General features: G+C 41.6%; 25 protein-coding genes, 6 tRNA genes and 1 pseudogene. 11 read left to right on the top strand and 21 right to left on the bottom strand.

Annotation, left to right across the window (positions count from 1 at the left end; translation table 11 throughout):
- Positions 1-433 precede the first annotated feature (433 nt).
- Positions 434-673 (bottom strand): hypothetical protein, encoded by a 240-nt coding sequence (locus BP621_RS09895; protein WP_292389479.1) that lies wholly within the window; start codon positions 671-673, stop codon positions 434-436.
- A gap of 1 nt (position 674) precedes the next feature.
- Complete coding sequence (locus tag BP621_RS09890) at positions 675-1928, bottom strand: HEAT repeat domain-containing protein (protein ID WP_292389478.1); 1254 nt, start codon at positions 1926-1928, stop codon at positions 675-677.
- Positions 1929-3190: 1262 nt separating this feature from the next.
- Here BP621_RS09890 and BP621_RS09885 point away from each other — a divergent pair.
- Positions 3191-3589, top strand: a complete 399-nt coding sequence (locus BP621_RS09885; protein ID WP_011308457.1) for a hypothetical protein — start codon at positions 3191-3193, stop codon at positions 3587-3589.
- Positions 3590-4387: 798 nt separating this feature from the next.
- Here BP621_RS09885 and BP621_RS09880 read toward each other — a convergent pair.
- From BP621_RS09880 to BP621_RS09845, 8 genes are all read right to left on the bottom strand, one after another.
- Positions 4388-4600: a MoaD/ThiS family protein gene (locus tag BP621_RS09880; protein ID WP_292389474.1), complete on the bottom strand. Its 213-nt coding sequence runs from the start codon at positions 4598-4600 to the stop codon at positions 4388-4390.
- On the bottom strand, positions 4597-4725 hold the full coding sequence (locus tag BP621_RS09875; protein WP_292389473.1) for a hypothetical protein: 129 nt from the start codon (positions 4723-4725) through the stop codon (positions 4597-4599). Before BP621_RS09875 ends, BP621_RS09880 begins: the two co-directional genes overlap by 4 nt.
- Positions 4726-5222: 497 nt before the next feature.
- Positions 5223-5294: transfer RNA gene (locus BP621_RS09870), tRNA-Gly, on the bottom strand.
- A gap of 7 nt (positions 5295-5301) precedes the next feature.
- Positions 5302-5376, bottom strand: a tRNA-Phe gene (locus BP621_RS09865).
- Positions 5377-5466: 90 nt separating this feature from the next.
- A tRNA-Val gene (locus BP621_RS09860) sits at positions 5467-5540 on the bottom strand.
- Between the two features lie 56 nt (positions 5541-5596).
- Positions 5597-5668 (bottom strand) — tRNA-Gly (locus tag BP621_RS09855).
- Positions 5669-5675: 7 nt separating this feature from the next.
- A tRNA-Phe gene (locus BP621_RS09850) sits at positions 5676-5750 on the bottom strand.
- 90 nt (positions 5751-5840) lie between these two features.
- Positions 5841-5914, bottom strand: a tRNA-Val gene (locus tag BP621_RS09845).
- Between the two features lie 585 nt (positions 5915-6499).
- Here BP621_RS09845 and BP621_RS09840 point away from each other — a divergent pair.
- Both BP621_RS09840 and BP621_RS09835 read left to right on the top strand, forming a co-directional pair.
- Positions 6500-6562 (top strand): annotated as a pseudogene (locus tag BP621_RS09840) (MBL fold metallo-hydrolase); the annotation flags it as partial.
- Positions 6563-6605: 43 nt separating this feature from the next.
- Positions 6606-6773, top strand: coding sequence for a hypothetical protein (locus tag BP621_RS09835; protein ID WP_292389514.1), 168 nt, complete (start codon positions 6606-6608; stop codon positions 6771-6773).
- A gap of 1 nt (position 6774) precedes the next feature.
- Here the strand turns inward: BP621_RS09835 and BP621_RS09830 are convergent, their stop codons facing one another.
- Positions 6775-6993, bottom strand: a complete 219-nt coding sequence (locus BP621_RS09830; RefSeq protein ID WP_292389472.1) for a hypothetical protein — start codon at positions 6991-6993, stop codon at positions 6775-6777.
- Between the two features lie 28 nt (positions 6994-7021).
- Between BP621_RS09830 and BP621_RS09825 the strand changes: the two genes are divergently transcribed.
- Together BP621_RS09825 and BP621_RS09820 are read left to right on the top strand one after the other, a co-directional pair.
- Positions 7022-7189 (top strand): hypothetical protein, encoded by a 168-nt coding sequence (locus tag BP621_RS09825; protein ID WP_292389471.1) that lies wholly within the window; start codon positions 7022-7024, stop codon positions 7187-7189.
- Positions 7190-7252: 63 nt separating this feature from the next.
- Entirely contained in the window at positions 7253-8569 is a 1317-nt protein-coding gene (locus BP621_RS09820) for a methanogenesis marker 16 metalloprotein (protein ID WP_292389470.1), read from the top strand.
- Between the two features lie 185 nt (positions 8570-8754).
- Here the strand turns inward: BP621_RS09820 and comE are convergent, their stop codons facing one another.
- The 3 genes from comE to BP621_RS09805 all read right to left on the bottom strand — a co-directional run bounded on the left by comE (position 8755) and on the right by BP621_RS09805 (position 11951).
- Positions 8755-9903, bottom strand: a complete 1149-nt coding sequence (gene comE, locus BP621_RS09815; RefSeq protein WP_292389469.1) for a sulfopyruvate decarboxylase subunit beta — start codon at positions 9901-9903, stop codon at positions 8755-8757.
- Positions 9904-9976: 73 nt separating this feature from the next.
- On the bottom strand, positions 9977-11227 hold the full coding sequence (locus tag BP621_RS09810; protein WP_292389468.1) for a cysteate synthase: 1251 nt from the start codon (positions 11225-11227) through the stop codon (positions 9977-9979).
- A 247-nt stretch (positions 11228-11474) separates the two neighbouring features.
- Complete coding sequence (locus BP621_RS09805) at positions 11475-11951, bottom strand: hypothetical protein (protein ID WP_292389467.1); 477 nt, start codon at positions 11949-11951, stop codon at positions 11475-11477.
- 208 nt (positions 11952-12159) lie between these two features.
- Here BP621_RS09805 and BP621_RS09800 point away from each other — a divergent pair, with 208 nt between their 5' ends.
- The 3 genes from BP621_RS09800 (at position 12160) to BP621_RS09790 (ending at position 14283) form a co-directional block, all read left to right on the top strand.
- On the top strand, positions 12160-12375 hold the full coding sequence (locus tag BP621_RS09800; RefSeq protein ID WP_292389466.1) for a zinc ribbon domain-containing protein: 216 nt from the start codon (positions 12160-12162) through the stop codon (positions 12373-12375).
- 524 nt (positions 12376-12899) lie between these two features.
- The gene (locus BP621_RS09795; RefSeq protein WP_292389464.1) at positions 12900-13544 is read left to right on the top strand and encodes a YggS family pyridoxal phosphate-dependent enzyme; all 645 of its coding nucleotides are present in this window, start codon (positions 12900-12902) and stop codon (positions 13542-13544) included.
- A gap of 400 nt (positions 13545-13944) precedes the next feature.
- A complete protein-coding gene (locus tag BP621_RS09790; protein ID WP_292389462.1) occupies positions 13945-14283 on the top strand; it encodes a hypothetical protein in 339 nt (112 codons plus the stop codon).
- Between the two features lie 32 nt (positions 14284-14315).
- Here BP621_RS09790 and BP621_RS09785 read toward each other — a convergent pair whose 3' ends face one another.
- Complete coding sequence (locus BP621_RS09785; protein WP_292389461.1) at positions 14316-15089, bottom strand: tetratricopeptide repeat protein; 774 nt, start codon at positions 15087-15089, stop codon at positions 14316-14318.
- 615 nt (positions 15090-15704) lie between these two features.
- Here BP621_RS09785 and lonB point away from each other — a divergent pair.
- Genes lonB through BP621_RS09770 form a run of 3 tightly spaced genes read left to right on the top strand, consistent with a single transcriptional unit; the run spans position 15705 to position 20454 of the window.
- Positions 15705-17801, top strand: coding sequence for an ATP-dependent protease LonB (gene lonB / locus BP621_RS09780; RefSeq protein WP_292389460.1), 2097 nt, complete (start codon positions 15705-15707; stop codon positions 17799-17801).
- 2 nt (positions 17802-17803) lie between these two features.
- Positions 17804-19141, top strand: coding sequence for a TldD/PmbA family protein (locus BP621_RS09775; RefSeq protein WP_394339301.1), 1338 nt, complete (start codon positions 17804-17806; stop codon positions 19139-19141).
- A gap of 2 nt (positions 19142-19143) precedes the next feature.
- Positions 19144-20454 (top strand): TldD/PmbA family protein, encoded by a 1311-nt coding sequence (locus BP621_RS09770; RefSeq protein WP_292389459.1) that lies wholly within the window; start codon positions 19144-19146, stop codon positions 20452-20454.
- Positions 20455-20628: 174 nt separating this feature from the next.
- Here the strand turns inward: BP621_RS09770 and BP621_RS09765 are convergent, their stop codons facing one another.
- The 6 genes from BP621_RS09765 to cooS form a co-directional block, all read right to left on the bottom strand.
- Positions 20629-21078 carry a universal stress protein gene (locus tag BP621_RS09765; RefSeq protein WP_292389458.1) on the bottom strand — a complete coding sequence of 150 codons (450 nt, stop codon included), beginning with the start codon at positions 21076-21078 and terminating at the stop codon, positions 20629-20631.
- 843 nt (positions 21079-21921) lie between these two features.
- Positions 21922-22368: a hypothetical protein gene (locus BP621_RS09760; RefSeq protein WP_292389457.1), complete on the bottom strand. Its 447-nt coding sequence runs from the start codon at positions 22366-22368 to the stop codon at positions 21922-21924.
- Between the two features lie 362 nt (positions 22369-22730).
- A complete protein-coding gene (locus BP621_RS09755; protein ID WP_292389455.1) occupies positions 22731-22856 on the bottom strand; it encodes a hypothetical protein in 126 nt (41 codons plus the stop codon).
- A gap of 115 nt (positions 22857-22971) precedes the next feature.
- On the bottom strand, positions 22972-23430 hold the full coding sequence (locus BP621_RS09750; protein WP_292389454.1) for a universal stress protein: 459 nt from the start codon (positions 23428-23430) through the stop codon (positions 22972-22974).
- Positions 23431-23605: 175 nt separating this feature from the next.
- A complete protein-coding gene (locus BP621_RS09745; RefSeq protein ID WP_292389452.1) occupies positions 23606-24115 on the bottom strand; it encodes a 4Fe-4S dicluster domain-containing protein in 510 nt (169 codons plus the stop codon).
- A 6-nt stretch (positions 24116-24121) separates the two neighbouring features.
- Complete coding sequence (gene cooS, locus BP621_RS09740) at positions 24122-26005, bottom strand: anaerobic carbon-monoxide dehydrogenase catalytic subunit (protein ID WP_292389451.1); 1884 nt, start codon at positions 26003-26005, stop codon at positions 24122-24124.
- Positions 26006-26579: the final 574 nt, after the last annotated feature.

Raw genomic sequence — 26579 nt, 5'->3', positions numbered from 1 at the left:
TTTTGCTCTCCATAAATCAAATTTGTGAGATTTAGTTAGTCAAACTAACTAGTTAGTTAGCCTAACTAACATATAATGTTTTCTTCGACTAAAAAATATAATTGATAAATCCGCTCTGGTTTTCGAACTGCCTTCAAGTGAGGTCTACAAATCCTTTCAACATATAGGTCGGAAATGGAGAGATTGCAGCCTCAAAGAACATCGAAAGCCCGGTAGTCTGATTCAAGGTTGAAAAGTCTTGGATACAGGGCAAAATCCAGTTGTTTTTGGAAAACAACTGGATTTTTTAGTTTGACACAAGGAGAGATTGCTGCAAGAAATTCTGCTACAAAAAAGTCCCTGAAAATTCCGTATGTAATGAGTTCTGACGGCAGTTTTCACAAGAGGCATGGAAGGAGGCCCAGTTTAATCTTCGTTGGGAGTTAATATAATCTCAGGAGCAGGGAAAAGTGGCCTTACTTACAGTTTTTCCATTCTTGAGAAAACCAAACTCTTTCCAGAGCAAGCTCAGCACGACCAGAAACATCAGGAATTCCGCAGTCGAGGTTGCAAGCCAGACCCCATTAAGGCCAAGTAAAGGAAGTAAAATCCAGAGCAGAGGATGGAGGAAGAGAAAAACTTTATCGCAGATACATACACCTCCTCCATACCAGAAGATTTGAATCACATTCAAGTCAGTGCCTGTTTACAACACAAGCTGAAATCAATACTCCTAAAACAAATATAATCCTTAAACCTGGAGTACTCACGGGCATCCGTACATTTTCCCTCGATCCTTCAGTTTTGTTAGTCTCTTCAGCTTCTACTGGTTCTTCGATCTTTTCTATGTCTTCTGCTAGCTTCGGTAAGATTTCCTCATCTACAGGAAATTCTGTATAGCTGAATATGACAGGCACATCATTAACTCCGATCTCTTTTCCCGCCCGGTCAAATACATTATAAATATTATCAAGAGTAGAATTATTAACTTCCGATCCTTCCAGAATTCCTACTCCTATGCGATTTTCAATTCTCCAGCCGTAACTAATAACTGGCCCTCCTTTAGAATACATGTAAGGTTCCATGGAATCTTTCGCAAGATCGCATATTTTGTTGAGTTGATCGAACCATAATCGTCTCTGATCTTCTATATAAAATTCGCGTTCTTTTCCATAAGTTGCAATTAACGGATTTTCGTGTTGAGCTTCGATATTTTCAAGTCCCAGTTTTGCAAATGTCCGGACCATCTCATCTTTGTCATCCAGAGCATCTGTAAGCGGTCCAACTGCACGCTTGTCTCCAATTCTACCGAGAGCTTCAGCTGCACGCGCCCTAACTTTGGGGTCTTCATCATCAAGAGCCTGGATCAAAGGCTCTACAGCTGATTCACCCATCAGACTAAGGTTATAACCCAGATCTGCATCAAGTTCTGGTTCTTCTTTCAATGCCTGAATCATAGGCTGAATTGCCCTTTCATCTTTTATTCCAGCAAGGACTGCAATAGCCTTCACCTGAAGAAAAGAATCTTCGTTTTCATCTTGTAAGATCTTAATTAGGGGCTCTACAGCAGGTTTTCCTATTTCAACAAGAGCATTGGTTGCAGCACTTTCAACTTCCCACTCTTCATCCGTCAACAATTTGATGAGTGGGTCTATAGCTCTTTCATCTTTGATCTTACCAAGGGTAATAGCCGCATTTTCACGGATTTCCGGGTCTTTGGAGCTCAGTGCCTGGATTAAAGGTTTTACTGCGGGCTCTCCAGCTTCAACCAGCGCTTTTACGGAGTCTGCTTTGACATTTACATCCTGCGCATTGAAATTTTCAATTAAGATCTCGATATCCTGATCATCTGAAGCGGCGCTGGCTACATTAACACCAGAAAATATAGATAACTGGAAAATGACTAATGCAAAAAATATAAAAGGAATTTTGAACTTTTCAGTCCCCATTTGACCACTTAATCCATGTTAATCTTAGCGCTACCTGGTTGTACATTCATAGCAAGTAATTGATATTCAGCAATATATGCAGTAGTTATAAGCGCGATTGAAGCGTGATTGTCTTTGCTTTATTTATAACACAGTCAGTAGAATTTATGAAAACGTTTCTGAGTTAGCTTTAAATGATCTTTTGGTCTTTGAACATATAAATTTTTTAGAAATGAGTGGAAGATAAAATTAGTTTAATGGTGAAGGCGAACGAAATAAAAAATATAAGTAAGTAGGGAAAATCTGGCCTGCAACTAGAATCTATTCGAATTAGATAATACGATCATGGAATCGTCAGACTGGTCTTTTAAGGCAGGGGTATGCCTCTATTCAGCAAGTTTTTCGTAAAGGTTCGGAATGAATATCGAATTTGTAGTGAAAATAATTGGTATTCTCATGAGTATAATTGAGAGGACAGCAATTTTCACTCTTTATCGGGGCTTTTAATTGATGTAATTAATAATCCTATAGGTTAATGCCAAGTTTTGATGCTCCAGAAAATTTTTGTCATGAGCTATTGGTTGATGTTATTCCCAAAACCTTCTTAATGCTGCATCACGTCTTTTTGCAATTCAGTGAGGTTAACGGACGATCACTGAACTGGAAATATAAATATTCATTATACTCTTGAATCCCATTTTCCCCTGAAACCTCGTTTCAAATTATTAATCAGTAGAATTATAATATTTTTATTATGATACTAGAAGTTTTTTATTTGAAAAAGTATATTATAATGCGTTTTGTATGTTAAAATTTTAAGATAGTTACTCATGTCAAGGCTAGTTGAAAGTTTTTCAATTCCTTTTTAATATATACAACTTTAAATAGTATGAGTACATTATTAATTGTTGGAGATGAATAACCTTCTAATTATATACCTATACAGGTTTAATTGATCAATCTGTAAGGCCCTTCCCATCAATCTCATAAAACGGGGCTCTAGTAATCGGTTATAACATGTGATATTTGTTTTTAATGATCGGTTATTGGACTTAAAATGGAAACAATCCGCTACATCATGTAAAAACGTTTTTTATTGCCTTTAAAATTTTAAAACGAGATAGGTTACCTTATAAATATATTTACATTGTGCATATTTAGCAGTTGTTGTCAGTTTTAAAAGGTGATTATAAAAGCATTCTTTGAAGGTACAAACATAATTATCTTAATATTATTTTAACTGACGAACTTATCTATAAAAATGCAAGAAAGAAGGGGTTATCATGAAAGACTACGAAGTAAAAGTGCTGGATGAAAACGACCACATTTTTATTGAAACGTTAAGGAACCTTGGGATGTCCAGAAATGTCGCTACAACTATGGCATATCTTATGAATGTTGACGAGGCTTCATCCCGTGAAATAGAAATCAGTACAGGATTAAGACAACCTGAAGTAAGTCTTGCAATGAGGCTGATGCGCAACCAGTCCTGGGTTAGCGTTCGTTCGGAAAAGAAACCTGGTAAAGGGCGCCCAATAAAAATCTATGCTCTTGCAGCTCCGGTTGACGAGATCATCAGTTATTACGAAGATAAAATCTACAAAGAATCTCAGGCGACCATTTCAGCAATTAAGAAGCTGAAGGTTATGAGTAAAAAGGTGCCTCTTACTCCCTCAAAGTAAAGACCTTCAAACCGAATTTGCTCCATAATGGCTGACAATCCTTATCTGGATTCTACCATTATGGAAATAAAAATCTTCTCATCATTTTTCGTTCTTGCTCTTTACTCCACTGGATTGTCTTCTGCGCATTCAATTGGCGTTCGCACTGGGAATTAACCTCTTACCGGGAGTCTTTTATCTAATTTGTACATTTTTCCTACTCTTTTGACCGACTGAATTTATTTTTTACTTCGAACCCCTCTTTCTTCACGATTTTCCTTTAACTCCATTTTATCCCCTTTAATTCTACCTTAGATCGGTCAACTTGAGAAAATGAAGTGAACAAAATGGAAACCGTGCTTATAAAGCTTAATCAAGGTAAACTAATCCTTTTGAGCAAAGATTACTTCATTCCCTGAATCAGCCCTCTTGAGCGCAACCGTTGCGCCGGTTGATTACGCCGCTGCTAGGATTTTCAATCAAACCTTTTTTGAAAGGTTTTCGGTCAAGCCTTTTTTCAAAAGGGTTGTACTACAACCGTTTAGCCGGTTGATCATGCCTTCTACGTGACCAGAAAAGAAATCGAGCGAATCAGTTCCTGAACGAGTTGAAAATCAGTTACTCTAGCCCATAATTCAGCCCTCTTGAGCGAATAAAGTGAGCGAAAAGGGTACCGCCCTTCCGAGATAGAACTCGGTCAGCGAAAAGGGCATTATCTTCCTGAGAGGAACTCGGGCGATAAAAAGCTAGACAGAGACTTTAAAAAAGGTGGAAAAAAGAATTGTAATAAAGGAGAGGTGGCTGCCTTTTACTGGCAGATCAGCCCCCTGTGACAACTCGGAGGATTGTAAGTCTATCGGAACTGACTGCCCCGTCAAGGGGAACGGCATTCCCTCCATTTAATACAAGTACTGTTTCCTGATTTATATCCAAAGTATTAAGCAGGTCTTCGTAGGTAGCACTCTCAGCTATTTCTACGGTCTGCTCAGAAATCTTTCCAGCCTGGATTGTTATGTGTACTTTTTTACTCACTCTATTGCTCCACCGCCGCTTACCTGAATTTCGCCTACGATTTCCTTTATTAACTTCTGCTCCAGTTCATATTCTTTTCTGATGCCTTTCCTTTCTGCATTTCTCTTCTGGAACTTTCCTGTCATTTTAGATCTCCTCACGATTTTTCAGGTTTGCAACATAGTTGGTATAGATCTCTTTAAGCAGACTTGTCTCTCTGTCTTCTCGAGATGTATATCCAATATTATAATGATTTGATGTTTTAATTAATTTTTTGGTTGACAATATGATGGTTAACATATTTAGTTTTCAAACCTCACAGCTACTATCCGATTTAAATCAAAGCTTTAACCATCGGTTAACATTGAATCGGATGTTGTTCAAAAACTTGACAATACAAGACTTGAAACTGAAATATTAAGACTAAAATAAGGATTATTATTTAGAAGCTGAAGTTTTATTGGAGACCTTGTTAATACAATAACTTTTTCAAACTCAAAGCAAAGATTTTAATATAAGGTCGGTTCGGAAAATGTCGCTAATAAATGTAGGTAAAGAAAAGAAGTAGATAAAGAAAAGTGGGAAAAACTTACCTGATTACTAAACTTAATACGATTCGGAAATTGACCCGAAGAATTAAATATACACCAGCCGGGATTCGAACCCGGGTTCGAGCGTTGGCAACGCCCGGTGATGACCGCTACACTACTGATGTCCTATGATGGTGCCCAGACCCGGATTCGAACCGGGGACAACTGCCTCTTCAGGGCAGCGCTCTCCCACTGAGCTACCTGGGCAGGCAGATTAATTTAAAGTACACTTAGAGTGACAGCTGCTTTTCATTTTCGTTTTTCATTCTCCGAAAAAATCTCCGGAACATTTTTGAGTGGGCCCGCTGAGATTCGAACTCAGGACCTCCGCCATGTCAAGGCGACGTCATAACCGTCTAGACCACGAGCCCATGTTGTTTTTTGCATCAGGAAAAGTTTATCCTGAACATTATTTTTAAAAAAGTTATACACCAGCCGGGATTCGAACCCGGGTTCGAGCGTTGGCAACGCCCGGTGATGACCGCTACACTACTGATGTCCTATGATGGTGCCCAGACCCGGATTCGAACCGGGGACAACTGCCTCTTCAGGGCAGCGCTCTCCCACTGAGCTACCTGGGCAGGCAGATTAATTTAAAGTACACTTAGAGTGACAGCTGCTTTTCATTTTCGTTTTTCATTCTCCGAAAAAATCTCCGGAACATTTTTGAGTGGGCCCGCTGAGATTCGAACTCAGGACCTCCGCCATGTCAAGGCGACGTCATAACCGTCTAGACCACGAGCCCATGTTGCTTGTTGTTTCCGTTTTTCGCACCAAAGTGCAACTCCATAGTGAGCATCATCATTTATATAAGTTTTGGGTGGTCTGGACTTATCCTATTTAAATCAGCCCTGAAAAATGCAAAAATATTACACCGTGAGTATCCGATTTTACCTTCTGGGTTCTAATGAGAATCTTTTTTTAGAGATTATGTTTTCCAACCAGCATTGCAAAATCCCTTATTTTCAATTCTTCAAATTCAATCATTGGATTCATTTTTCGTGAAATATATTATTTCTTGATAAGTCAATAGATACCATATATTGGTCTCTGGAAAGCATAAAACCATTAAAGAGAAAAATAAAAAAGCAGTTCAACGTAAAAGCAGCTCAAGGTAAAAGGCAGTACAATAAAAACAGGCAAAGGGTAACGAAGCTATTTTTTCCAGATTTTAAGGAGAAACCTGAATGACTTCCAGCGAAGACGACCAGCTAAATCGTGAGAGCTTGAAAAGTAAAAGACCAGAATGCAAAAAGTCTTACACTGTAATTAGCATCCCGATGGAGCACTCAAACTCCTATTAAACAGTTTCAGCTGGTAGGGAATTCTTGTGGATGCAGGATGTCCGGGCAAAATCAAAAATATTCAAACTGCCCTCGAACAAAACAACCTTATGTTTCAGAATATAGTTCTGATCATTCTCACCCATACTCATTATGATCATACAGGCTGGCCTTGCCGAAATAAAAAAACGAAGCGGAGCAAAAGTTATGGTTCATGCATCAGAAAAAGGATGCCTGGAAAAGGGCATAACGCCCTTTCTAAGAGGTAACATGTGGTTCTCAAAAATAATTTGGAATTGGGAACTCCTTGATGGTTTCTAAATCAAAATATCAGCCTGTCAATCCTGATGTAGTGGGTAAGGAACGAATATGACCTTGGAAAATACATCCCGTATAAAAGCCATTTCCACACCTGGACAAAGTCATTTCCACACTTGGACATACGGCAGGCTCGATAAGCCTCGTGATCAAAAATGAGACTGCATTCGTATGAGACACTCTTTTCAGTGTCTGGAGTGTCTTCCTCCTTTTGCAATGACATTCCTGAACTTCTAAAAAGCTGGCAAAGGTTGATTGACGAAGGCTGCAGGACATACTTCCCAGGTCACGGCAAACCCATATCCTTCCAGAAATTAAAAGTCTCATACGAAAAAGGACTAAAAGAAATAAAGAAGAACTTTGAGTTTATTCCACTTATAAAACGGCCAGTTCCAAGCTTATTCTTTCCTCTAAAGTAACTGATTTTCAGGCAATCCTTACTCCTAAAATAGGATGAACTCAATATCCCAGTTGAGTGAAACATGAACGGAGCATTCGATGACACAGGGACGTCCCGGACAATCCCGGAAATCCAGGATAAGATTGATGCCGGAGAAGCAGTCGTTCTTACGGCTACGGAAGTTAGCGCGAGAATTCGGGCAGGGGAGGAGATTAATCTCGAAGACGTGGATGTTGTAACAACTGCAACGCGCGGCATTATGAGCGGAACCTACGCCGTACTTTCATTCAAAGTGTCAGAACCTGACTCGTTTGTTAAGGCGTCTGAAGTCCTGCTGAATGGCGTTCCGGCAGTTGTCGGTCCCTGCCCTAACGAAAGGCTTGGAATTTTGGACCTGATTGTACTCGGAACCGCTCACAGTAAGTTTAACCCCAATTACGGAGGTGGACACCTTTTCAGAGAGATGGTAGAAGGAAAAACCGTTAAAGTTGATGTGACTACTAGTGAAGGAAGCCATTTCTCGGTAGAAACGCGGCTATCTGAGATTCCCTATGCAAAACTCAATGCAACAAGACACGCCTTTAAGAATTATCGGGCGTTTGTAAATCCTGGAAAAGAGCCTATCAAAACGATCTTTCACGCCCTGCCGTTTGAAGGTGAGTTTAAGGAAATGACTTTTTGCGGTTGCGGCGAGTTAAATCCAATTGAAAACGATCCCAAGCTCGAGACTATAGGAATCGGGACAAGGGTACTTCTCAACGGAGCAGACGGCTTTGTTACTGGGTCTGGCACTCGAAGCGCTCCAGATAATCCTAATCTGACTGGCTTTGCAGACATGCATGATATGATCCCCGAATATATGGGAGGCTTCATAACCTCTGCTGGCCCTGAAATCATTAATACATGGGCGGTTCCGATCCCGATTCTTCACGAAGGAATGCTGGAAAATATCCTGAAACTGGATAAGAAAATCCCGCTCAAGCTGGTAGACCTTGCAGGGCGAATCCCACTCTGTGAAATCACCTACGGGGAAGTATGGGATAATGTGGACCTGAATGTTAAGTACGAGCCCGGAAAATGCCTAAATTGCAAGGATTGCCTTGTAATCGAAGCGTGTCCCATGGGCGCGGTAAGCCGAGGAGAAAACGGAACCGTACACAATCCGGAATTTTGCTTTAACTGCGGGCTCTGCATCTCAAGGTGCAGAGGAGAAGCATTCAGTGCAAACCTGGGTTCTGTCAGGTGTGCAACCGGGGGCTGCCTCAGGGATATTAAGGTAACCCTGCGCCAGTCCGATCGTGCAAGGGCAATTCTAGCGGCCGAGGAACTTAAAGAGAAAATTCTCACCGGAAGATTCAGGCTTAATGAGCCTGTGGAAAAAATAAGCTGGAGAGAATAAGACAACCTCCTTCTCTCCTTTGATACCCCTGTAACCTGTGGTTTTTACTTATTAAAAACTTAATTTTTAGTTCCTATTTTTGGAGATTTAACTTCTATTTTTTACTTTTTGGGGACGTAGCTTCTAATATCTTACATTTTGGAAACCTGTTTTCAGAATCTCTTTGCTTTAAAGCCCTTAAATATTTAGGCTTTTAAAGCCTCTATAAAGCGTTTTGTAACCTCTTCAGGGCTCAGAGGGATGTTGGGAGCTTTTGTGTTTCCAGGTTTTAGGATTACATGGATAAAGGAAAGCTCCTGCATTGCCCGAAATTTCCTGAAAGCTTCTATTAACCCCTCTGGACTGTTTACTTTGGCCGTATTCTGAATTCCACAGGCAGTTGCAAAAATTTCTAAGTCAATATAGCGGAGAGCACAGGTTTCCTGCGAGCCTGTGGAGCCGTAGGCACCATTGTCAAGGCCGATAATTATCAGGTTCTTCGGGGCCTCTTTGGCAATTTCGAGCAGTGTATTAGGATTCATAAGCAGGCTACCATCACCGTCAAAGGTCACAACCGTCTTCTCGGTTCGAAGAGCAAGGCCAAGCCCTATAGAAGAGACGAGCCCCATTGAACCGAACATATAGAAATTGAGCTCTCTATCCCTGCAAGCATAAAGTTCCTTACAGGGAACTCCCAGATTTGTTATCGTAATTTCGCCATCAAGTTGAGAAGTAATTGCGCAAATCGCATCATTCCTGAGCATTAATGGTTTGAGAGTTTCCTGTGTAATATTAAAACTGCACGTCCTTTCCATAAACTCCGGCTTTTTGGGCAATCCAGCAGCTTCCCAGGCACAGCAATCCGAATTTTCCCAAACTTTAGGGGAGATTAAGGCTATATGCGGCCTTAAGTTCTCAAAAGCGTCTTTTATCACGTTTTCAAGGAAAGGAAGCTTTCCAGCTTCATCAATTATTGTGTATTTCAGGCCTGCCCCTTCTAGGATTGACGGGAGATGAGTACCAAGCGGAACCTGGGCCTCTATGCCTTCACCGTAAACCCCTCGCCAGCTTGCCAGGATCGGTAAAGGGATCTTGCATATTACATTCAGGGACTCCAGAGCATTAATCATATTTCCAAGTCCTGTGCTCTGGATAAGCATCATGGGTTTTCCCCCTGCAAGGTAAACCCCGGCACAAATGCCCACACCATTTTCTTCTCTTGTTAACCGGATTTCAGGAAAATTCTCCGAAACCAGAGGAAGCAGGTTCTTGATTCTGTCGCAGGGCAGAGTTGCGGCAAGATCGATACCTGTCTTTTTCATAATTGCTACTACTTCTTCTTCCGGACTTACCATGCATATGCCTCTTTAGCTGCCTCTTTAGCTTTCTTTTTCTTTCATAGATTTCGGAATTTGGAGTTTTTAGGACTCAGATCTTCAGTTCTTCTAAAGGAATATCAGGATTTTTGGCAATAGCTACCGGTTCGATCTGGTAAAGTGTGTAGTCCTCTTTCAGGCGTTTATATCCTCCGCCCGCAAGGTTCAGGAGAATAGTTTCGTCCTTTCCAACATTTCCTGCTTCCACAGCTTTTAACAGGGAGGCTGTCGCAACTGCCGATGGGGGCAGGATATCAATTCCTTCTAGGGATTCGAGAAGGGCCTTAGCTTCAAGGGCTTCTTCTCTGGTAATCGCATACATTATTCCACCAGTATCGACAAGTGCATCATATAGCCCACCAGTAACTCCATATGGGGGAGCCCGATTGGTAAGCACAGTCGCATAAGTTTCCTCTATCTGTTTCTTTGCATACTTCATATCAAGTTCGGGAATAATTTCTCTTCTTTTTCCCTGCCAGGCGTTGTACATGGGAACAAATGGAAGGTTCTGGGCAAGCTGAAGTTTCGGGAGTTTTTGCCCAAATCGCCCATCTGCCCTGAGACGTATTGCAGCTTCCCATGCCGAAATTCCTCCTGTACCGCTTCCGACTGCCTGGAAATAATGATCAGGCATTTTCCCTATAGTTATTGCTGCATCCAGCATTACAGTGCCCATTCCATCTCTTCTTGCAACATTTCTCGCCCCGCCTTCGGGAACCATGCCAGGCAGCTTTGAAATCCTGCCTGCGAGATTGATGGCATCAGTATAGTCATTTCCTGGACTCATACTGATTAGATGAATTGATTTAGTGGGTTCTTCAGGCAGCCACAGATTTGAAACCCCGGAATCCGGCACCACAATATAAACATCGATTCCCGTCAAAGCTGACACGTGCGCAAAGGCCCGACCTGTATTTCCGGCAGAGGCAAGAACCAGAGCTTTTCCCCCGGTTTCTTTAAGGAACTGCATGGTCGGGTGGGCTTCGAGTTCTTTAAAACTGCAGGTTTTAGTGAAAGCCTTCCTTTCGGGCCAGTACCCACTGAATCCTATATAAAGGTTCGAAAGCCCGAGTTCTCTAGCAAAGGCTTCACTTTTGTAAGTTATAGGCCCTGCGTCCGTAGTAATTTCTTCCTGGACTGGGAGCCATGAGTGGAACCTTCCAATACCTGGCTGGTTTCTTAGTTCCAGCCTTTTTTCAAAGTAGTCCGCCCGCAAAAAGGAGTCATCATTCTCACATGTAAGCCTGTATTCCTGTCCGTATTCTCTTCCGCACTTTAGACATTTCAGTTTGAATCTTCCCATCGCAATCAAAGAAAATTAGGTTTCTTATTAAATATATATTCCTAATATGTGAATAAAATTATCTTTTTGTGATATGTTTTTAAATTAATTGCCAGATTGGGATACTTACATATATTAAAGAGAAGAGAACCGTTTTATCTGAATAACAAATGAGTAAAATAAAATAAGGCAGTTGGGAGAAGAAAAGGTTGGGGAAGCAGAAGAAAAAGGAATAAATGGGTAATTAAAGTTAAGAAGATAATTTTTATCACGTCTTTTCATTTAGTACATAAAAAACTGGAGGAGTGACTTTTACATTTTCGTAACTTTTTTTCGTGCCTTTAGGGGGATAAACAAAGGTGACGACGTCAGACTGCACCCCTAATTCATAGGGATCACACAGGTAGTTTCCGTCCTCTTCCCTAGAAACGTTTAGTATCTGAAGCGAAGCACTTGATCTTCCTATATTTTGAATCTGTACTTCATGAAATTCTGAAAAGATTTCCTTAATCTTGGGCTCCAGGTTTTTGCTGCCAAAAAGTGATATATATGCCTGAGCAAAGGGACTGAGATGGTAGTCTATATTGACGGTCGCATCAGTCTTATCAAACTGAATCACTATATTGTCAACGTGAATATATTTTCCTTCTTTGAACTGATCTGCACTGGTTCCGGGAACCACTCTAGCAGCTAGTAGGACGGCTGAGATGAGAAGGGCAATTGCAATTATCGGTTTTGTTTTCATAGTTCTTATTCAGTAATAATCTTCTTTTTTAATATCTCTTTCCTGCAAACATTTTTTTCGGTCAGGTTTGCTTTCCTTCAAAGCTAAAAACAGGTTTTTTTCTTACAATGATGACTGTTTTTAGACCTTTTGCAACACAATTAAATATCGCAAAAATAAAGGTATTCCACCTTTTAGATTATCTAAAACAGAATAAGGAGGCCATAAAATGAGTAAAGATATTCATTTCATCTGCCCCAAATGCGGAAACACTACCTACGAAACAGGCGAGATCCGCACTACAGGCGGCTTTCTCAGCAAACTCTTCGATGTCCAGAACAAGAGATTCACCCACGTCACTTGCAAGCGCTGCAAATACACCGAATTCTATCAGGCCGACAGCAGCATGCTGGGAAATATTTTCGATCTATTCACATCAAGATGAGCCAATACAGAAGTTATTTGGCGAAAATTAGTTTTTACTCCCTTTTTTCGTTTTTTTGATTGCTTATTAGCCAGTGCTGGAGAGTAGCGTCTTTATGGGAGCTTTTCACACTCGACGAAGGAGAGCGGCCTGTGCAAGATAATATACTGAAAAAAGAAATAATTTCAAACATTTTTCTGTTGTTTTAACGATTTAATGGGCAGTGTATCGAAAATTCTGTAAAATATGATTGCCTCTGTATTCTTTTTCTTCACCACAAAAAACAGGATGTAGAGTCAATAGTTAATTTATTTTCACTCATAGAGAATCTTGTCGATCAGGAATTTAAGGTATGCTTTACCGAACTCGAAGATTTCATAACATATAGGAATATATATTACGACCGATTACTGCCTCATTCAATACAAAAAAAGATATTAGACAATTACCTTAGACAATTACCTCGGACCAGAAACGCTGATTATAAAAGAGACAAATTATAAAAGAGACAAAATACTAAAAATCTCTGCATACGATGAGAACATATGATAGAAGACAATGTGAAAGAACTTTTAAAAAATATCCCCTCTGATGTAACACTTGTCGCCGCAGTAAAATATGCATCAAAAATACAAATCGATGAAGCCATAAAAGTAGGTATTACAGACATCGGCTTCAACCATTACCAGCAGATGAAAGAGTTAGCCCCATATATTCCACCTGAGATAAAAACCCACTTTATCGGCACACTTCAATTAAACAAGGCAAAAAAAGTAGTAAACCTAAATCCCTACTTGATAGAAAGTGTTGATTCATACGAACTTGCAGAAAAGATAAATGATGCAGCAAAAGAAAAAAAAGCAATCCAGAAAATCCTTATACAAGTGAAGACCGACGAAAAAAAACACACCGGATTAGAGCCAAATGACCTCTTGAAGTTTCTGGATCAAATATCAACCCTCAAATTCTTAAGTTTAGAAGGCCTGATGACAATCCCGCCAAAAAGCGAAGACCCCGAAGATTCAAGAAAATATTTCAAAGAATTGAAAGACTTAAAAGATAAATCAGAGAAGCATTTAAATAAACGTCTTCAATATCTCTCAATGGGAATGACAGACGATTATCAAATAGCAATAGAAGAAGGCGCAAGCATAGTCCGCATCGGTAGAAAGATTTTCAATGTATTATGACAAAGATAGCTAAAAATATATTAAATATGATGGATTACGGCAGTGTCACGAATTTGCTGTAAATTCGAAGTCAAATTTTTGTATACTCTGGTAAAAATTGAGCTTCTGATATGAAATATTTCTTTGAATTAAGGGAAAAAACGCGCAGACGGCGCGTGGACAAATTCGAGCTCAGAGGGCTGATTACAGTTATCGCGGATTTAGTTTTAGACCGTTTTCTTTCCCGTTTGAAACGGAGCTTTTTTAATAATTTGATGTTTATTGATATCTAAAAAGAGTATTTGGGAAAAGATAAATAATGTGAATAGAGAAATGAAGTAAGAATAAGATCGAGATTCGGGGGAAGGGTAGAATCGAGATTCCTGAAATTCGAAAACGAGAAAAAATATACCACCTGCTTGTGAGTATCTTTCTCACAGCTATCCTCTTTTATACATTCTATATCGGCCAGCTTTTCTGGGGCATAGTTATTGATGTTCTCATTCTGAGGCTTTATTTCCTCATGAAAAGGGAAAGAAATTACTTCAGGGAATGTTACCTGGATGAAAAAGAAGCCGGAACTCCGCAGGATCCCCAAATAAAGAGGAGAGTCCGACTTGTAAACATTATTATTACCCTCTTTGTGCTTGGGCTGGTTGTTTATTCATACTTTACTTTTCAGTTTATCCTAGGAGTCGTTGCAGGCCTGTTTATTTTGCTTTATGTTCACATGATGCTGTTTTTGGGAGATAACCTCTAGCTTAACAATCTATAACTTAAACAACCTATAACTCAAAGCCTTTCAAGCTTTTCAAGCCTTTCCAGGATAAAAGCAATTGATTCTTTCATATCCCTATTCTCAGGCTGCTGGGCGAGAAGATATTCCTGCATGGCAAGAGCTTTATCAAGGCTCAGCCTTGCAGTTTCGTAATTCTCTGGGCCCTTCTGGATGAGGCAGTTTCCGAGCTGGGCGAGCGCCACTGAGAGTGCGACTTGATAGTCCAAGTTTTCTGGTTTTTCTTCGAGGAGCTTTTCATAAAGCTCAATCGCTGGCCTGAGAACTTCGCATGCTTCCTCAAAAGAGTCCATCTCCGTAAGGAGAGCAGCATAGTTGTTCATGTTCTCGCCGGCAGCAGATCGGAAAACTGTATTTTCAGGCTCTTTTGCCAGGAGGTTTGCATAGGTCTCGCGAGCACGGACATAATATTCGGCAGCTCGCGGATTTTCACCTTTACTTTTGAGAAGATTTCCAGTATTGCTCAGGGTTGTGCCTATGTAATGCTGGTAATTGATATTTTCAGGATCGTTTTTAAGGAGTTCTGAACCTGCCTCGAGCGCCTTTTCGTAGGTTTCGAGGGCTTCATCGTATTTTGACTCAGTATAAAAGATGCCTCCGCGCATAAAAAGAATATAATATACAGTGTCAGTGGACTTTGCTTTCCTTGCTGAGTCTTCGGCTTTATCTAGGGTTTCAAGGGCTTTATTCAGCTTGCCTTTTCGAATCTGAGCTACAGCAGTGTGAATTTGCTTCAGAAGGATAAGATTGTTTACCTTGCTTCTGGACATAAGAGAAAAATGCCTCTTGTTTTATTAAATAGCTATCGACACCGGTTTATGGACAGCCAGCAAGATATAGCTTAAAGTTAACTCCTAATTACCTCTAAGTTACTTATTAACTGGCTTGAACTGGCCTGAACTGGTCTGGACCGGTCTGAATTGATCTGAGATTTTCTGTACTGACCTTGAACTGATCTGAACTAGCTCTTAAGCAGCTCTGGCCTGAATTAGCAACTAATGCTCAATGTATATATAGGGGAGATAGCATAAAAGAGTTGAAATTATCTAAAAATTAAATTGAGAATAAATTTGAGAAATTTTCTATTGTATTTTAGAGCCAAATATGTAAATCTAGTAAATAGTATAATGACAAAAAGTTTTGTATCATATATAACAAAATATTTCTAGAAATTATATATACACTGGCAGGTTAATTATATATACAGTAAGTTAATATAATTAGTAGAAGTATGGACGGGGTCACAGTAACTTGAGGAATTCGTTATTGTGGCATCCTCTTTTTGCCAATCATTTTATCACTAATGTATTATTTTTTCGAAAACGTCAAGTATATATATCGATCAGTAACGTCTATTCAATAACGTTCTAATATGTGAGCTAACCATGGTGTATAATAATAATCAGAACATAGACGAGTCTTCGGGGAAGATGGACGAACCCGCTCAAAATGTTGGCGAGCCCGTTCAGGATGTAGACAAGTCTGCGGCCGATCAGAAGAAGGAGGAGTCCGGTAAGGGTATGACTGGACCTGAATCCAATCAAATTAAGGCCGAGTCTGAGTCCAATCAAGATACGTATGAAGATGTTGACATCGGCTTTTCGTTTGAAAATACTTCTAATATAGATGTACCCAAACTTCTTATCGACCAGGTGCTGGGTCAGGAACATGCCGTAGAAGTCGTAAAAAAAGCGGCCGGCCAGAGACGGCATATCATGATGATAGGAACCCCAGGAACAGGGAAATCTCTGCTTGCAAAAGCAATGGCAGAACTTCTTCCAAAAGAAGAGCTCAAGGATATCCTTGTATATCCTAATATGGAAGACCTGAACAACCCTAAAATAAGGGAGGTTCCCGCCGGGAAGGGCAGAGAAATCGTCATGGCTCACAAAATGGAGGCTAGGAAAAAAGCCCAGGCCAGAAATATGCTCATGATGCTTTTTGTTGTGGGCATTATCATCTATTCTTATTTTGTTGGTCAATTACTCTGGGGCATTATCGCAGGCATTATGATTCTCATGTTAACCCGCCAGTTCTTGCCTAAAGAAGAAATGATGATTCCGAAATTGGCGGTTTCAAATTATGACAAAGAGCACGCACCCTATATCGATGCAACCGGAGCTCACGCAGGAGCTCTGCTTGGAGATGTAAGGCACGACCCATTCCAGTCCGGCGGGCTTGAAACTCCTGCTCACGACAGAGTAGAGGCTGGAGATATCCACAAGGCCCACAAAGGTGTGCTCTTTATTGATGAAATCAACACTCTCAGGCTGGAATCCCAGCAGAGTCTCCTGACTGCGCTCCAGGAAAAGGAATACCCGATTACCGGGCAGTCCGAGAGAAGTTCAGGGGCTCTTGTCAAGACTGAGCCTGTACCCTGCGATTTTATTATGGTGTCTGCAGGAAACCTCGACGCCGTGCAGAAGATGCATCCTGCGCTCAGGTCAAGAATAAAAGGTTACGGTTACGAAGTATACATGCAGGATTCCATGGAAGACACTCCTGAGAACCGGAAGAAAATGGTCCGTTTTGTTGCCCAGGAAGTCGTTAGGGATGGGCATATTCCTCACTTCGATGAAGGTGCAGTAGAAGAAGTGATCCGGGAAGCCAGAAGACGGGCAGGTAGGAAAGGACACCTTACCCTGAAGCTCCGTGACCTTGGTGGACTTGTACGCGTGGCAGGAGACATTGCTCATTCTGAAGGCGCTCAAGTAACAACCGCAGATCATGTGCTTGCGGCAAAGAAGATTGCAAGGTCTATCGAACAGCAGCTTGCAGACAGTTACCTAGATCATCGTAAGGAATACGAATCCTTCATCAAAAATGGTTCTGCTGTGGGCAGGGTCAATGGGCTTGCAGTCATGGGTGGAGATTCCGGAATTGTACTTCCCATAGTATCCGAAGTCACTCCGGCACTTTCCGGAGCCGAAGGGCGTATTATAGCAACAGGTAAGCTTAAGACGATTGCAAAGGAAGCAGTGTTAAATGTCTCTGCCGTTATTAAGAACATGACAGGTACGGACATATCCAGACATGACGTCCATATCCAGTTTGTAGGGACCTACGAAGGTGTTGAAGGAGATAGTGCATCGGTTTCCATTGCAACAGCCGTCATATCTGCCATTGAGAAGATTCCTGTGGATCAGACCGTGGCAATGACAGGTTCCCTTTCAGTCAGGGGAGATGTCCTGCCTGTAGGTGGAGTTACATATAAGATTGAGGCTGCAGCCCGGGCCGGCATTAAGAAAGTAATTATCCCGAAGGCAAACGAGGCAGATGTCCTTATCGAAAAGGCATACAAGGAAAAAATCCAGATTATCCCTGTCTCCTCTATTGCGGAGGTAATGGAACACAGCCTTGTAGGTCCGAAAAAGAACTCAATTATCGAAAAACTGCGAAATATTACAAGGCTCAGCTTCGATATTCCTGAGGTATCACCCGCTTCTGTACAAGCTAAAAATCTGTTTGGGTGCAGGAACTGATCATGACCATTATGCAGGATATTAAATTTTATGACTGCAGGGTAATTGAGGGCAGTTCCACCTCAATTATTCTGGATAACGGAAAGATCGAGGAAATATCCAGAAACTTTACACGGGGGGCTGGCGTAAGGGCTCTCTGTGGTGGTTCCTGGGGCTATACGTCTGTGGAAGGGGATATCGACCTCAAACAGGGTGTTGAGGCGGCCTCAAAACTTGCTTTTTCTATGAATGCCAGTACCCCCAAGGAAGACGTAGAACTTGCAGCCATAAATTCTCCGGAAGTGAAGAATCTCCCAGAAGTCAGAATAGACCCAAGGGATGTCTCTATTGAGGAAAAAGTCGATCTTTTAAAAAGCATAGAAAACAATGCAAAAGTAAAGGGCATCAACAGTACCAAGGTAATGTACTTGGAATCCGAATTTAAAGTCGAATACAGGAGTTCCGATGGTATTGAATGTGCTTATGAGCTTATGAATGTCGGTTTTGCGGTTTCGGCAGTTGCTTCGGAAAACGGAGTATATCAGGCAGGCAGGGAAAGCCGCTTTGGATACGGATATGAACTTTTTGAGAAAGAAAACGTGCTGGAGCTCGCCGGCAAAGCAGGGAATACCGCAGTCGAACTCCTCAGTGCGAAAACTCCTAAAGGCGGAGAAATGCCCGTGATTCTTGACCAGGAACTGGCTGGCGTCTTTGCCCATGAAGCCGTTGGGCACGCGTCTGAGGCTGATCTTGTCCTTGAGGGTGATTCTATCCTTGAAAACCGGATAGGAGAACAGATTGCATCTCCTCTTATTACAATCATCGATGACCCTACGCTGCACGAGTTCGGATACTATCCTTTTGATGCAGAGGGAGCAAAATCAAAAAGGACAGAAATAATCAAGAATGGAGTTTTTAATTCCTATCTCCATTCCCGTGAAACTGCAGCGAAACTTGGGGGAACTCCAGGGAACTGCAGGGCTCAGGGCTATTCAATGCCCGTTGTCAGAATGAGCAACACCTTCATAGATAACGGGGATGCCAGGTTTGAAGAAATGCTTGAAGAGATAAAAGACGGGATGTATCTCATAGGTTCAAGAGGAGGACAGGTAAATACCGGAGAAGGAATTTTCCAGTTTAATGCCGAAAAAGGATATCTGATAAGGAATGGAGAACTCACTGAACTCTTACGGGACGTTTCTCTCTCAGGCAAAACTCTTGAGATTCTCAACCACGTTGCCCTTGTGGGCAACGACCTGAAAATGACTGCAGGCAGATGCGGAAAAGCCGGGCAGCTTGTATCCGTATCAGATGGTTCTCCTCATCTGGCTATCTCAAAAGCCCTTGTGGGAGGTGCCTGAAGATGTACGAGCTTGCAAAAAAAGCCCTCAAACTTGCAGAAAAAGCAGGGGCTGAAGAAGCTGAAATCTATTACGCTACTAATCACTCAACAGGTGTGAATTTTAGAAAAGACTCCCTTGAGAATGCTAAAGACCGTTTTTCGGAAGGCGTAGGAATCCGGGCAATAGTAAACGGAGCCGTGGGCTTTGCCAGCACGAATTCAGCAGCACAAATTGAAAATGCTGTTGAGGTGGCGGTTGCCGAGGCCAGAGTCAGGGAAAGCGACCCTGATTGGGTAAGTCTACCTTCTAACGGGAAATATCCCTCGGTCTCGGGTATCTTCGATAAAAAAGTCGAGACTCTAGAACTAGAAGCCTGTATTGAGTATGCCCTGGCACTTATTGAAGGCACAAAAGAGATTCCAGGCACACTTCCGACATCTGGAGGTTTTACCCGGGCAAAGGGCAAGCAACTTATTCTGAATACCAATGGCATAGAAATTGAAGAGGAATCAACAGCTGTTTCCGGTTTTGTGGATGTCATTACAGTAAACGGGCAGACCTCTACGGCCTATGATTTTGGGATTTCCCGTTCTCTGGATATTGATTTCTTTGCTCTCGGAAAGAACGCAGCCGATCTTGCGCTGAAGTCCAACGACGGAATAAAGATCGAGCCTCAAAAGACTAATGTGATTTTCCATCCGTTTGCCTTTTCAGACATCATTGAGGAAGCGTTTGCCCCTTCGCTTGATGCGGATAATGTGCAGAAGGGAAGATCAGGCCTGATAAACAAAGTAGGGGAAGAACTTGCAGTGCCGGAACTCAGCATCTACGATGACGGGCTGATTGAAGCAGGAATCGAGACCTCGGCTTCGGATGACGAGGGGGTTCCTTCACAGCGCACCCCCGTAATTGAGAAAGGTGTGCTTGAAACTTACCTCTATGACAGTTATACCGCAGGAAAAGCAGGTTTAAAGAGTACAGGAAACAGCTCAAGGCCTTCTTATACAAGCCCCCCTTCAGTAGGACTCAGGAACGTTATCGTCGATTATCCTCAGACGGATGTTATTGCTGATACGCAATCCGGGATCTTCGTAAATACAGTAATTGGCGCCCATACGGCAAACTCAATTTCAGGAGACTTCTCCGTAGAAGCCAGAAATGCCTTCACAATTAAAGACGGAGCACTTGATAAACCTATAAAATCTCTCATGATTTCGGGCAATGCTTTTGATCTCTTAAAACAGATCACAGGGGCAGGCTTTGATGTCAGGAAAGTCGGAGGAATAATTACACCTTCTATTCGGGTTTCGAATATGAGTGTTATTGGTTAAAAGGGCTCTTAAAAGGGCCTTTCTTTTTAATAATTAACATTTTTACTGGTTAGTAATTTTGGTATTCCTTTATTACAATAGAATTTGGCATTCCCTTATTATAATACATAATAATTTTCAAGGATTAAGACTTCTGTTTTTAGGAAAAGGTTCATTTTAAAAAGTTACTGATCTTCATTTCGTGGTTTTGCCTTTTACTACCATCACCGGTATTTTTGAATGCCTTACTACCTTTTCAGCTATGCTCCCCAGAAGGAACCTGTCAAGCCCGGTTCTTCCAAGTGTGCCCATAACTATAAGATCCATGCCTTCCTGTTCTGCAAATTCCATAATTCTGTCTGCAGGGTGCCCATCAAGAATTACAGATTCTACTTTAACATCTGAGGCTCTTCCCGCATCTTCAACAAAAGTAACGGCTTTTTTCGCTTCAGCTTCGAGAATTTTTCTCAGTGACTCCTCCCACCCGAAATTTCTCGGAGTATAGCCCGCTGAGGCAATTACGTATACGGCATAGAGTCTTGCTCCAGTAAGCTTAGCAAGCTCAATTGCTGCCTCAACTGCCTTTTCTACCTGTCTCGAACCATCGGTTGCAATCATTATCTTTTCGTAATTTTTGCCTTCCAAATTTAAATCCCCCAATTTTAACACCGCAAGACTTATAGATTATATTTTTTGCATTACAATTTTGGTATTACAATTTTTACGTTACTATTTTTACATTATAATTCTTGCATTATAACTTTTATATGAGTTGATCCCAAAACTCAAAATTGCTTCTCTAACTCTCGTATTTGAAATAATCAATCGAGTTTCGGATTATGAAAAATAGTTCTGAAACTCTCACTGATTTTGAGACTAAAATTGGTTTTGGGATGAGCTCTATCACAATTTCACATTACATTGTACAATCTTACGTAGAGACTTTTTTATATCTCCGAAAACTTTCCCTTCTTCAGGCATTTTCTATATTTGTCCACAATTACCGGGAAATGCATGTTATCCCAATATCGATACATAACCGTATATAAATTACTTTTTCGCTAATTGTTAGTTTTTAAGTTTTATTATTACTGATTAAGATTACCTCAACCCTGATATACAACAGGTTAAATAATATTATTAAATATTATTTTATTGTTTTGATATAGTTTATTAGCCATATATGGACAAAAAGTCCGTGAAGTAGAATATATGCCCTGCAATTCTGGCACAAAAAAGTATTATCTTTTTGCGCACCAGAACACTTATATATTGCTTAATCGTCAGAGGGGGTTGGTGAACGGGTAAGCTCAAATCAAATATTATTGACAATAATTATATCCAACATATTTTAACCTCCTCCAAAAAACCCCGTTCACGAATGTATTTTTTATATCTTTCTTAAGTTAATACAAGTAATTTTTAGTTATTTGTTTATAATTTCTTTTCTGTCAGAATATCCTTTTCAATTTTTTTGAACACGCGTTTTTAAAGAAATTTCCTCCTGACAATTCTTTCATCACCATTTCCTGTACCGTTGCTCTTACACCGATAGCTTACATAATGCTGTGCTCTTACACCGAAAGCTCCTACTGATAGACCCTCCTGTATTATGGAGCGATACTTAATAGGGGACGTGAACATACTGCTAAGCATGAGCACAATCATTGCCTGGATGTTTTTAATTTCCCCCGAGTGAATCATCGGGCCAAGAAGCAAGATTCCCAGAGTCGGGCTAGCTACATAGCTTGTCAGCGGGACAATTGATCCTGTGGGGATTTTAAAAAATTCAGCAAGGGGGAGCACACTGAAAATTCCGAAAACTCCCTGTTCCGGAAGTAAAAAAATAATCGTGGTTGCAATAACGTAAACTCCTGCAATCTTTAAAAAAAGCCCTGAACTCTTTCCTGAAAGCCCGCTAACCGCAATTTTCAAGGAAACTTCTCCCTGGTTTGGGATTCAGGGACTCTGCAGGAATTGCCTTTAAGAAACAGTTTGCTTGCAATTGCAATTACCAAGGTTTTGAATACTGCAGTGACTACGAATACAATTGAATAAAATCTCCCTACCACGAGGCCAAGTGCAGGCAGGAATACTGGAATATAGTAAGTGAAAAGTTCCCAAAAAATAAGCAGGTGTAGCATTCATAATCACACAGAGTAAGACCTCCCGATTCTCCAGGCAATTTTCTTTTTTGCCTGGAAAAAATGCTGTTTGCAGTTACCGTAGACCCTATTGACGCCAGGAAAGCTGAAGCACAGGTTACCGGGCAGGTTGGTGTTAGGCAAAAATTGGGCTTATAGGCCGGAAAATCTCTGCATCAGGCTGAGTTCTACAAGTACGCTTGTTACCCACAAGCCCCACAAAATCATTGCAAGTACGGGAAGCGCAAAATCAAGTACTTTGATTAAAAAGCCTATCATTGGTAGTTATTTGTATAGAAAAGTAATCAATCTCTCCAGAAAAGATCTAGGACTCCGTCCCCGATAAATTTTAAGTTTATATATTTATCTGCCTTTTTTATGTTTATCTGCCCATTTAGACAGTTTCCCCCCTTACGACAAGTACAGGTTTTTTTGAATGTCTTACCACATTTTCAGCCACGCTTCCAAGCAGGAACCTCTCAATTCCAGTTCTTCCAAGTGTGCCCATGACGATAAGATCAATATCATTTTTTTCTGCAAAATCGACAATCTCATTCGCAGGACTCCCTTCCAGAATTACGGATTCGACCTCAACATGTGCAGCTTCTCCGGAGTTTTCTACATAAGCCGTTGCCTCTTTGCCTTCAGTCCTGAAGTATTCGAGAGCGGCCCTTTCCCATCCTACATCCATGGGATAGGAAGGTATCGAAAACCCTCCTGAGGCAATCACATACACAGCATACAGTTTTGCTCCACTTATTTTTGCAATCTCAACTGCTGTTTCGACTGCTCTTCTGGCAGGTTCCGAACCGTCGGTTGCAACCATTATCTTTATGAAAAAACTATTAATCATACCTACTCCCCAATTTTCTTTTTAATTCATATACACTAATATGACAATAATCCTTTATAAAGTATCATCCAGGAAGGAAGCGATGGCGTATATAGGCTAATTGCTTGAAATTGGATGCGCCATCACGATTCTGCTGATCCTGCGAATTCCAAAGAAAGTTAAGTCTGATTTTTCCTTAAATTTCATTCTCCTCAGTAAAGATGAGGGCATGTGTCGGGCAGGCTTCGACACAGGCAGGCACACCCCTACCCTCACAGAGATCACATTTTATCCCGGCCTCAGCTTGCCTGTTGATTATCCCACGGTTGTGATTCATAGAACTGGTCCAGCAGCCCATAACAAGAATTAATTGATATAGAGAACTGAAACGAGAACATACCGTAGAACAGGTCCAGCAGTCTACGCAACGGTCCTGGTCATAACTTACAATGCTTGCGTTTTTATCCTGGTAGAGAGCTTTTGTAGGGCAAACCGAAACACAGGGTGCATCCTTACAATGACGACAGGTGATGGGAAGAGAAACCCCAAGGTCAGGGACCTGCTCCAGATAGATGCGTTTTTTCGGAGCTGGTTTTTCTCCTATAGCCGAAAAGAGGTTTTTGCTCTCGGAATGTGCAACGGCACATGCAATTTCACAGGAGCGACAGCCCATGCAGCGTTCGGACCGAATCATTACGTCTTTCATAATAAATCATCTCTCAGAGTCCAGGCCCAGTGCCTTTCTTTTTGCGTCAATGTGCTCAAGCATCAGGTCTGCGGCTTTAAGGGGATCAGGCTCAACCGCAAAACTTGCTCCAACCACGCTGTTCAAGCCTCCTGTAAGAAGGGACGTGACAGCCTGACTTCCAAGAACAGCCGGAACAGTCCCGAGCACGGTAAATACGCCGGACGAAACCACATAAGCCCCGATACTAACCGCCTTTTCGCTCATCCATTCAGGCGCTGCTCCTGCTGCTGGAAGATCACTTATGTCCACACCCAAACGATTTGCAAGCGCGGATGAAAGCACAAGGATACGGCTGATATCAACACAGGAGCCCATGTGCAGGACTGGGGGTATTCCAAGAGCTTTACAGACGGCTTTCAGCCCATCGCCCGCAAGTTCGGAAGCTTCCGGCAAAAGTAGCCCTGCTTCTGCACAGGCAATTGCATTGCAGCCAGTTGTGACCACAAGCACATTGTTTTTGATCAGTTCTTTAACGAGGTTGACATGCCCGTAGTTGTGAGTTACTTTCACGTTATTGCAGCCAACAACAGCCCCAATTCCCCGAACTGCCCCGCCTTTTATCGCCTCAATAAGAGGATCAGGGCTTCCTCCAAGGGCATTGAGGATAGCCTCGGCACTGAAGCCAACCATGCATTCCTGCTTCTCTTCAGGTATGGTAACTTTTTCCGGAACCCTGTTTGGGAAATTTTCGACGGCGGTCCTTACGATTTCTTTTGCGGTTTCATAAGCCCTGTCTTCATGGAATTCCATTCTTAAGGTATTGGGAAAATCGGCCTTTGGGGATGTAGATATGAACTTTGTGTGATAGCAGCCTGTAAGCTCTCCAAGCGAGGGCATCACACACTGGACATCCACAACCATAGCCTCCACAGCGCCTGTAATCACTGCCAGTTCCTGCTGAAGGAAGGTCCCTGCTATGGGAGTTCCATGCCGCATCAGGGTCTCATTGCCAGTACAGCAGATCCCGGCAACGTTGATGCCTGCTGCGCCCTTTTCCTTTGCAAGTTTAAGAAGCTCGGGATCTTCTGCAGCTTCCACAATCATTTCTGAGAGAATAGGTTCGTGCCCGTGGACGATTACATTTACTTTATCTCTGGATAGCACACCCAGATTAACGGTACTTCTTCTAGGCTGGGGGGTCCCAAAGAGTATATCCTGGACATCGGTGGCGATCATTGAACCTCCCCAACCGTCCGAAAGCCCTGTGCGCAGTCCTTGCAGCAGGATATGAACCGCATTATTGTCCACACCCATATGGGTCCTGTGCATGCATTCCACGATTTCCCGGTCAATTCCCCTGGGCTCTATTCCAAGCTCGGCCCAGAGTTTGAGCCTTGATTCAGGAACTCTTCTGGTACATAGGAGGTGTCCGTCTTGTTTCCCAAATTCTTGAAGTAGTGTGTCGGCGAGTCTGGCTGCGACTTCCTCTAGGCTTTTCCCCTCGGAGGAAATCCCATATTCCGAAGCAAGAGACAACAGTTTCGCTTCATCTTTTATTCTGTAGCTTCCAGCTCCTCCTTCACTCATTTTCTTAAAGGTCAACACAGCATCTCTTGCATGATCGGAATGAGCTGCTGCACCTGCGGCAATCGTTCTCAGGAGATTCCTTGCAACTATAACATCTGCGGTAGCGCCGCAAATTCCCTTTTCAGCTCCTTCTCCGAAAGGATCTATCCTGCATGGACCCATGTTACAATTCCGGCAGCAAACTCCTAGCTGCCCGAAACTGCATTGAGGCAGTTGTTTCTCATACCTGTCCCAAGCGGTTTCAATGCCTTCTTCTTCGGCTTTATGGAGCATTTTCTGGCTTGCAAGGTCGATGCTTTTCTCATATATTTCCGGTTTCATCTCATATCCCACAATTTTTCAATTTCTTCCGGAATCATCTGATTCGGTTCAAGCTCCCTGATTTAAAGAATGAATCCCGAAATCCGTGATCCTAAAGTAATTTTACCTAACTGATTTTTTAGTTCTTGATTTATAGCTCTGCCTGATCTTAAGACTGGTGAATCTGGAAAAACTGTTAAGAATTATCAATTTTTATTGTTTTAAATACTTTATTAAAAAGCCGCGATTAGATTCAGATAGAGCTCATTCCAAAACTCAAAATTGATTTCCTGAATCTTGAATTTTGAACGACAAATCGAGTTTTGAAAATGAGTTAAAACAGTTATTTAACTCTTTGATTATTTAGCTTTTTGAAAATCTTTAAAGGCTAGTGAATATGTTTGTGGACTACTTAGAGGCTAGTTCACTCATTCTGTGTTTGTTCTTCTCTTATTTCCTTTCTAAACCCAATGTAATTTCTCTTGATTTCATAGAGTTTGTATTCCATTTTTATATCTTCGTTTCGTGGTTTCTTTATTTTCGAGTTGTGCTTCTACTAAGTTGCGTTTCTATTATAGCTTTGAACGCAAACATT

Origin of the sequence: Methanosarcina sp. UBA5 (assembly GCF_002505485.1) — an archaeon.
In the GTDB taxonomy this organism is placed as follows: Archaea; Halobacteriota; Methanosarcinia; order Methanosarcinales; family Methanosarcinaceae; genus Methanosarcina.
This window is presented reverse-complemented; position numbering and strand designations above follow the sequence as displayed.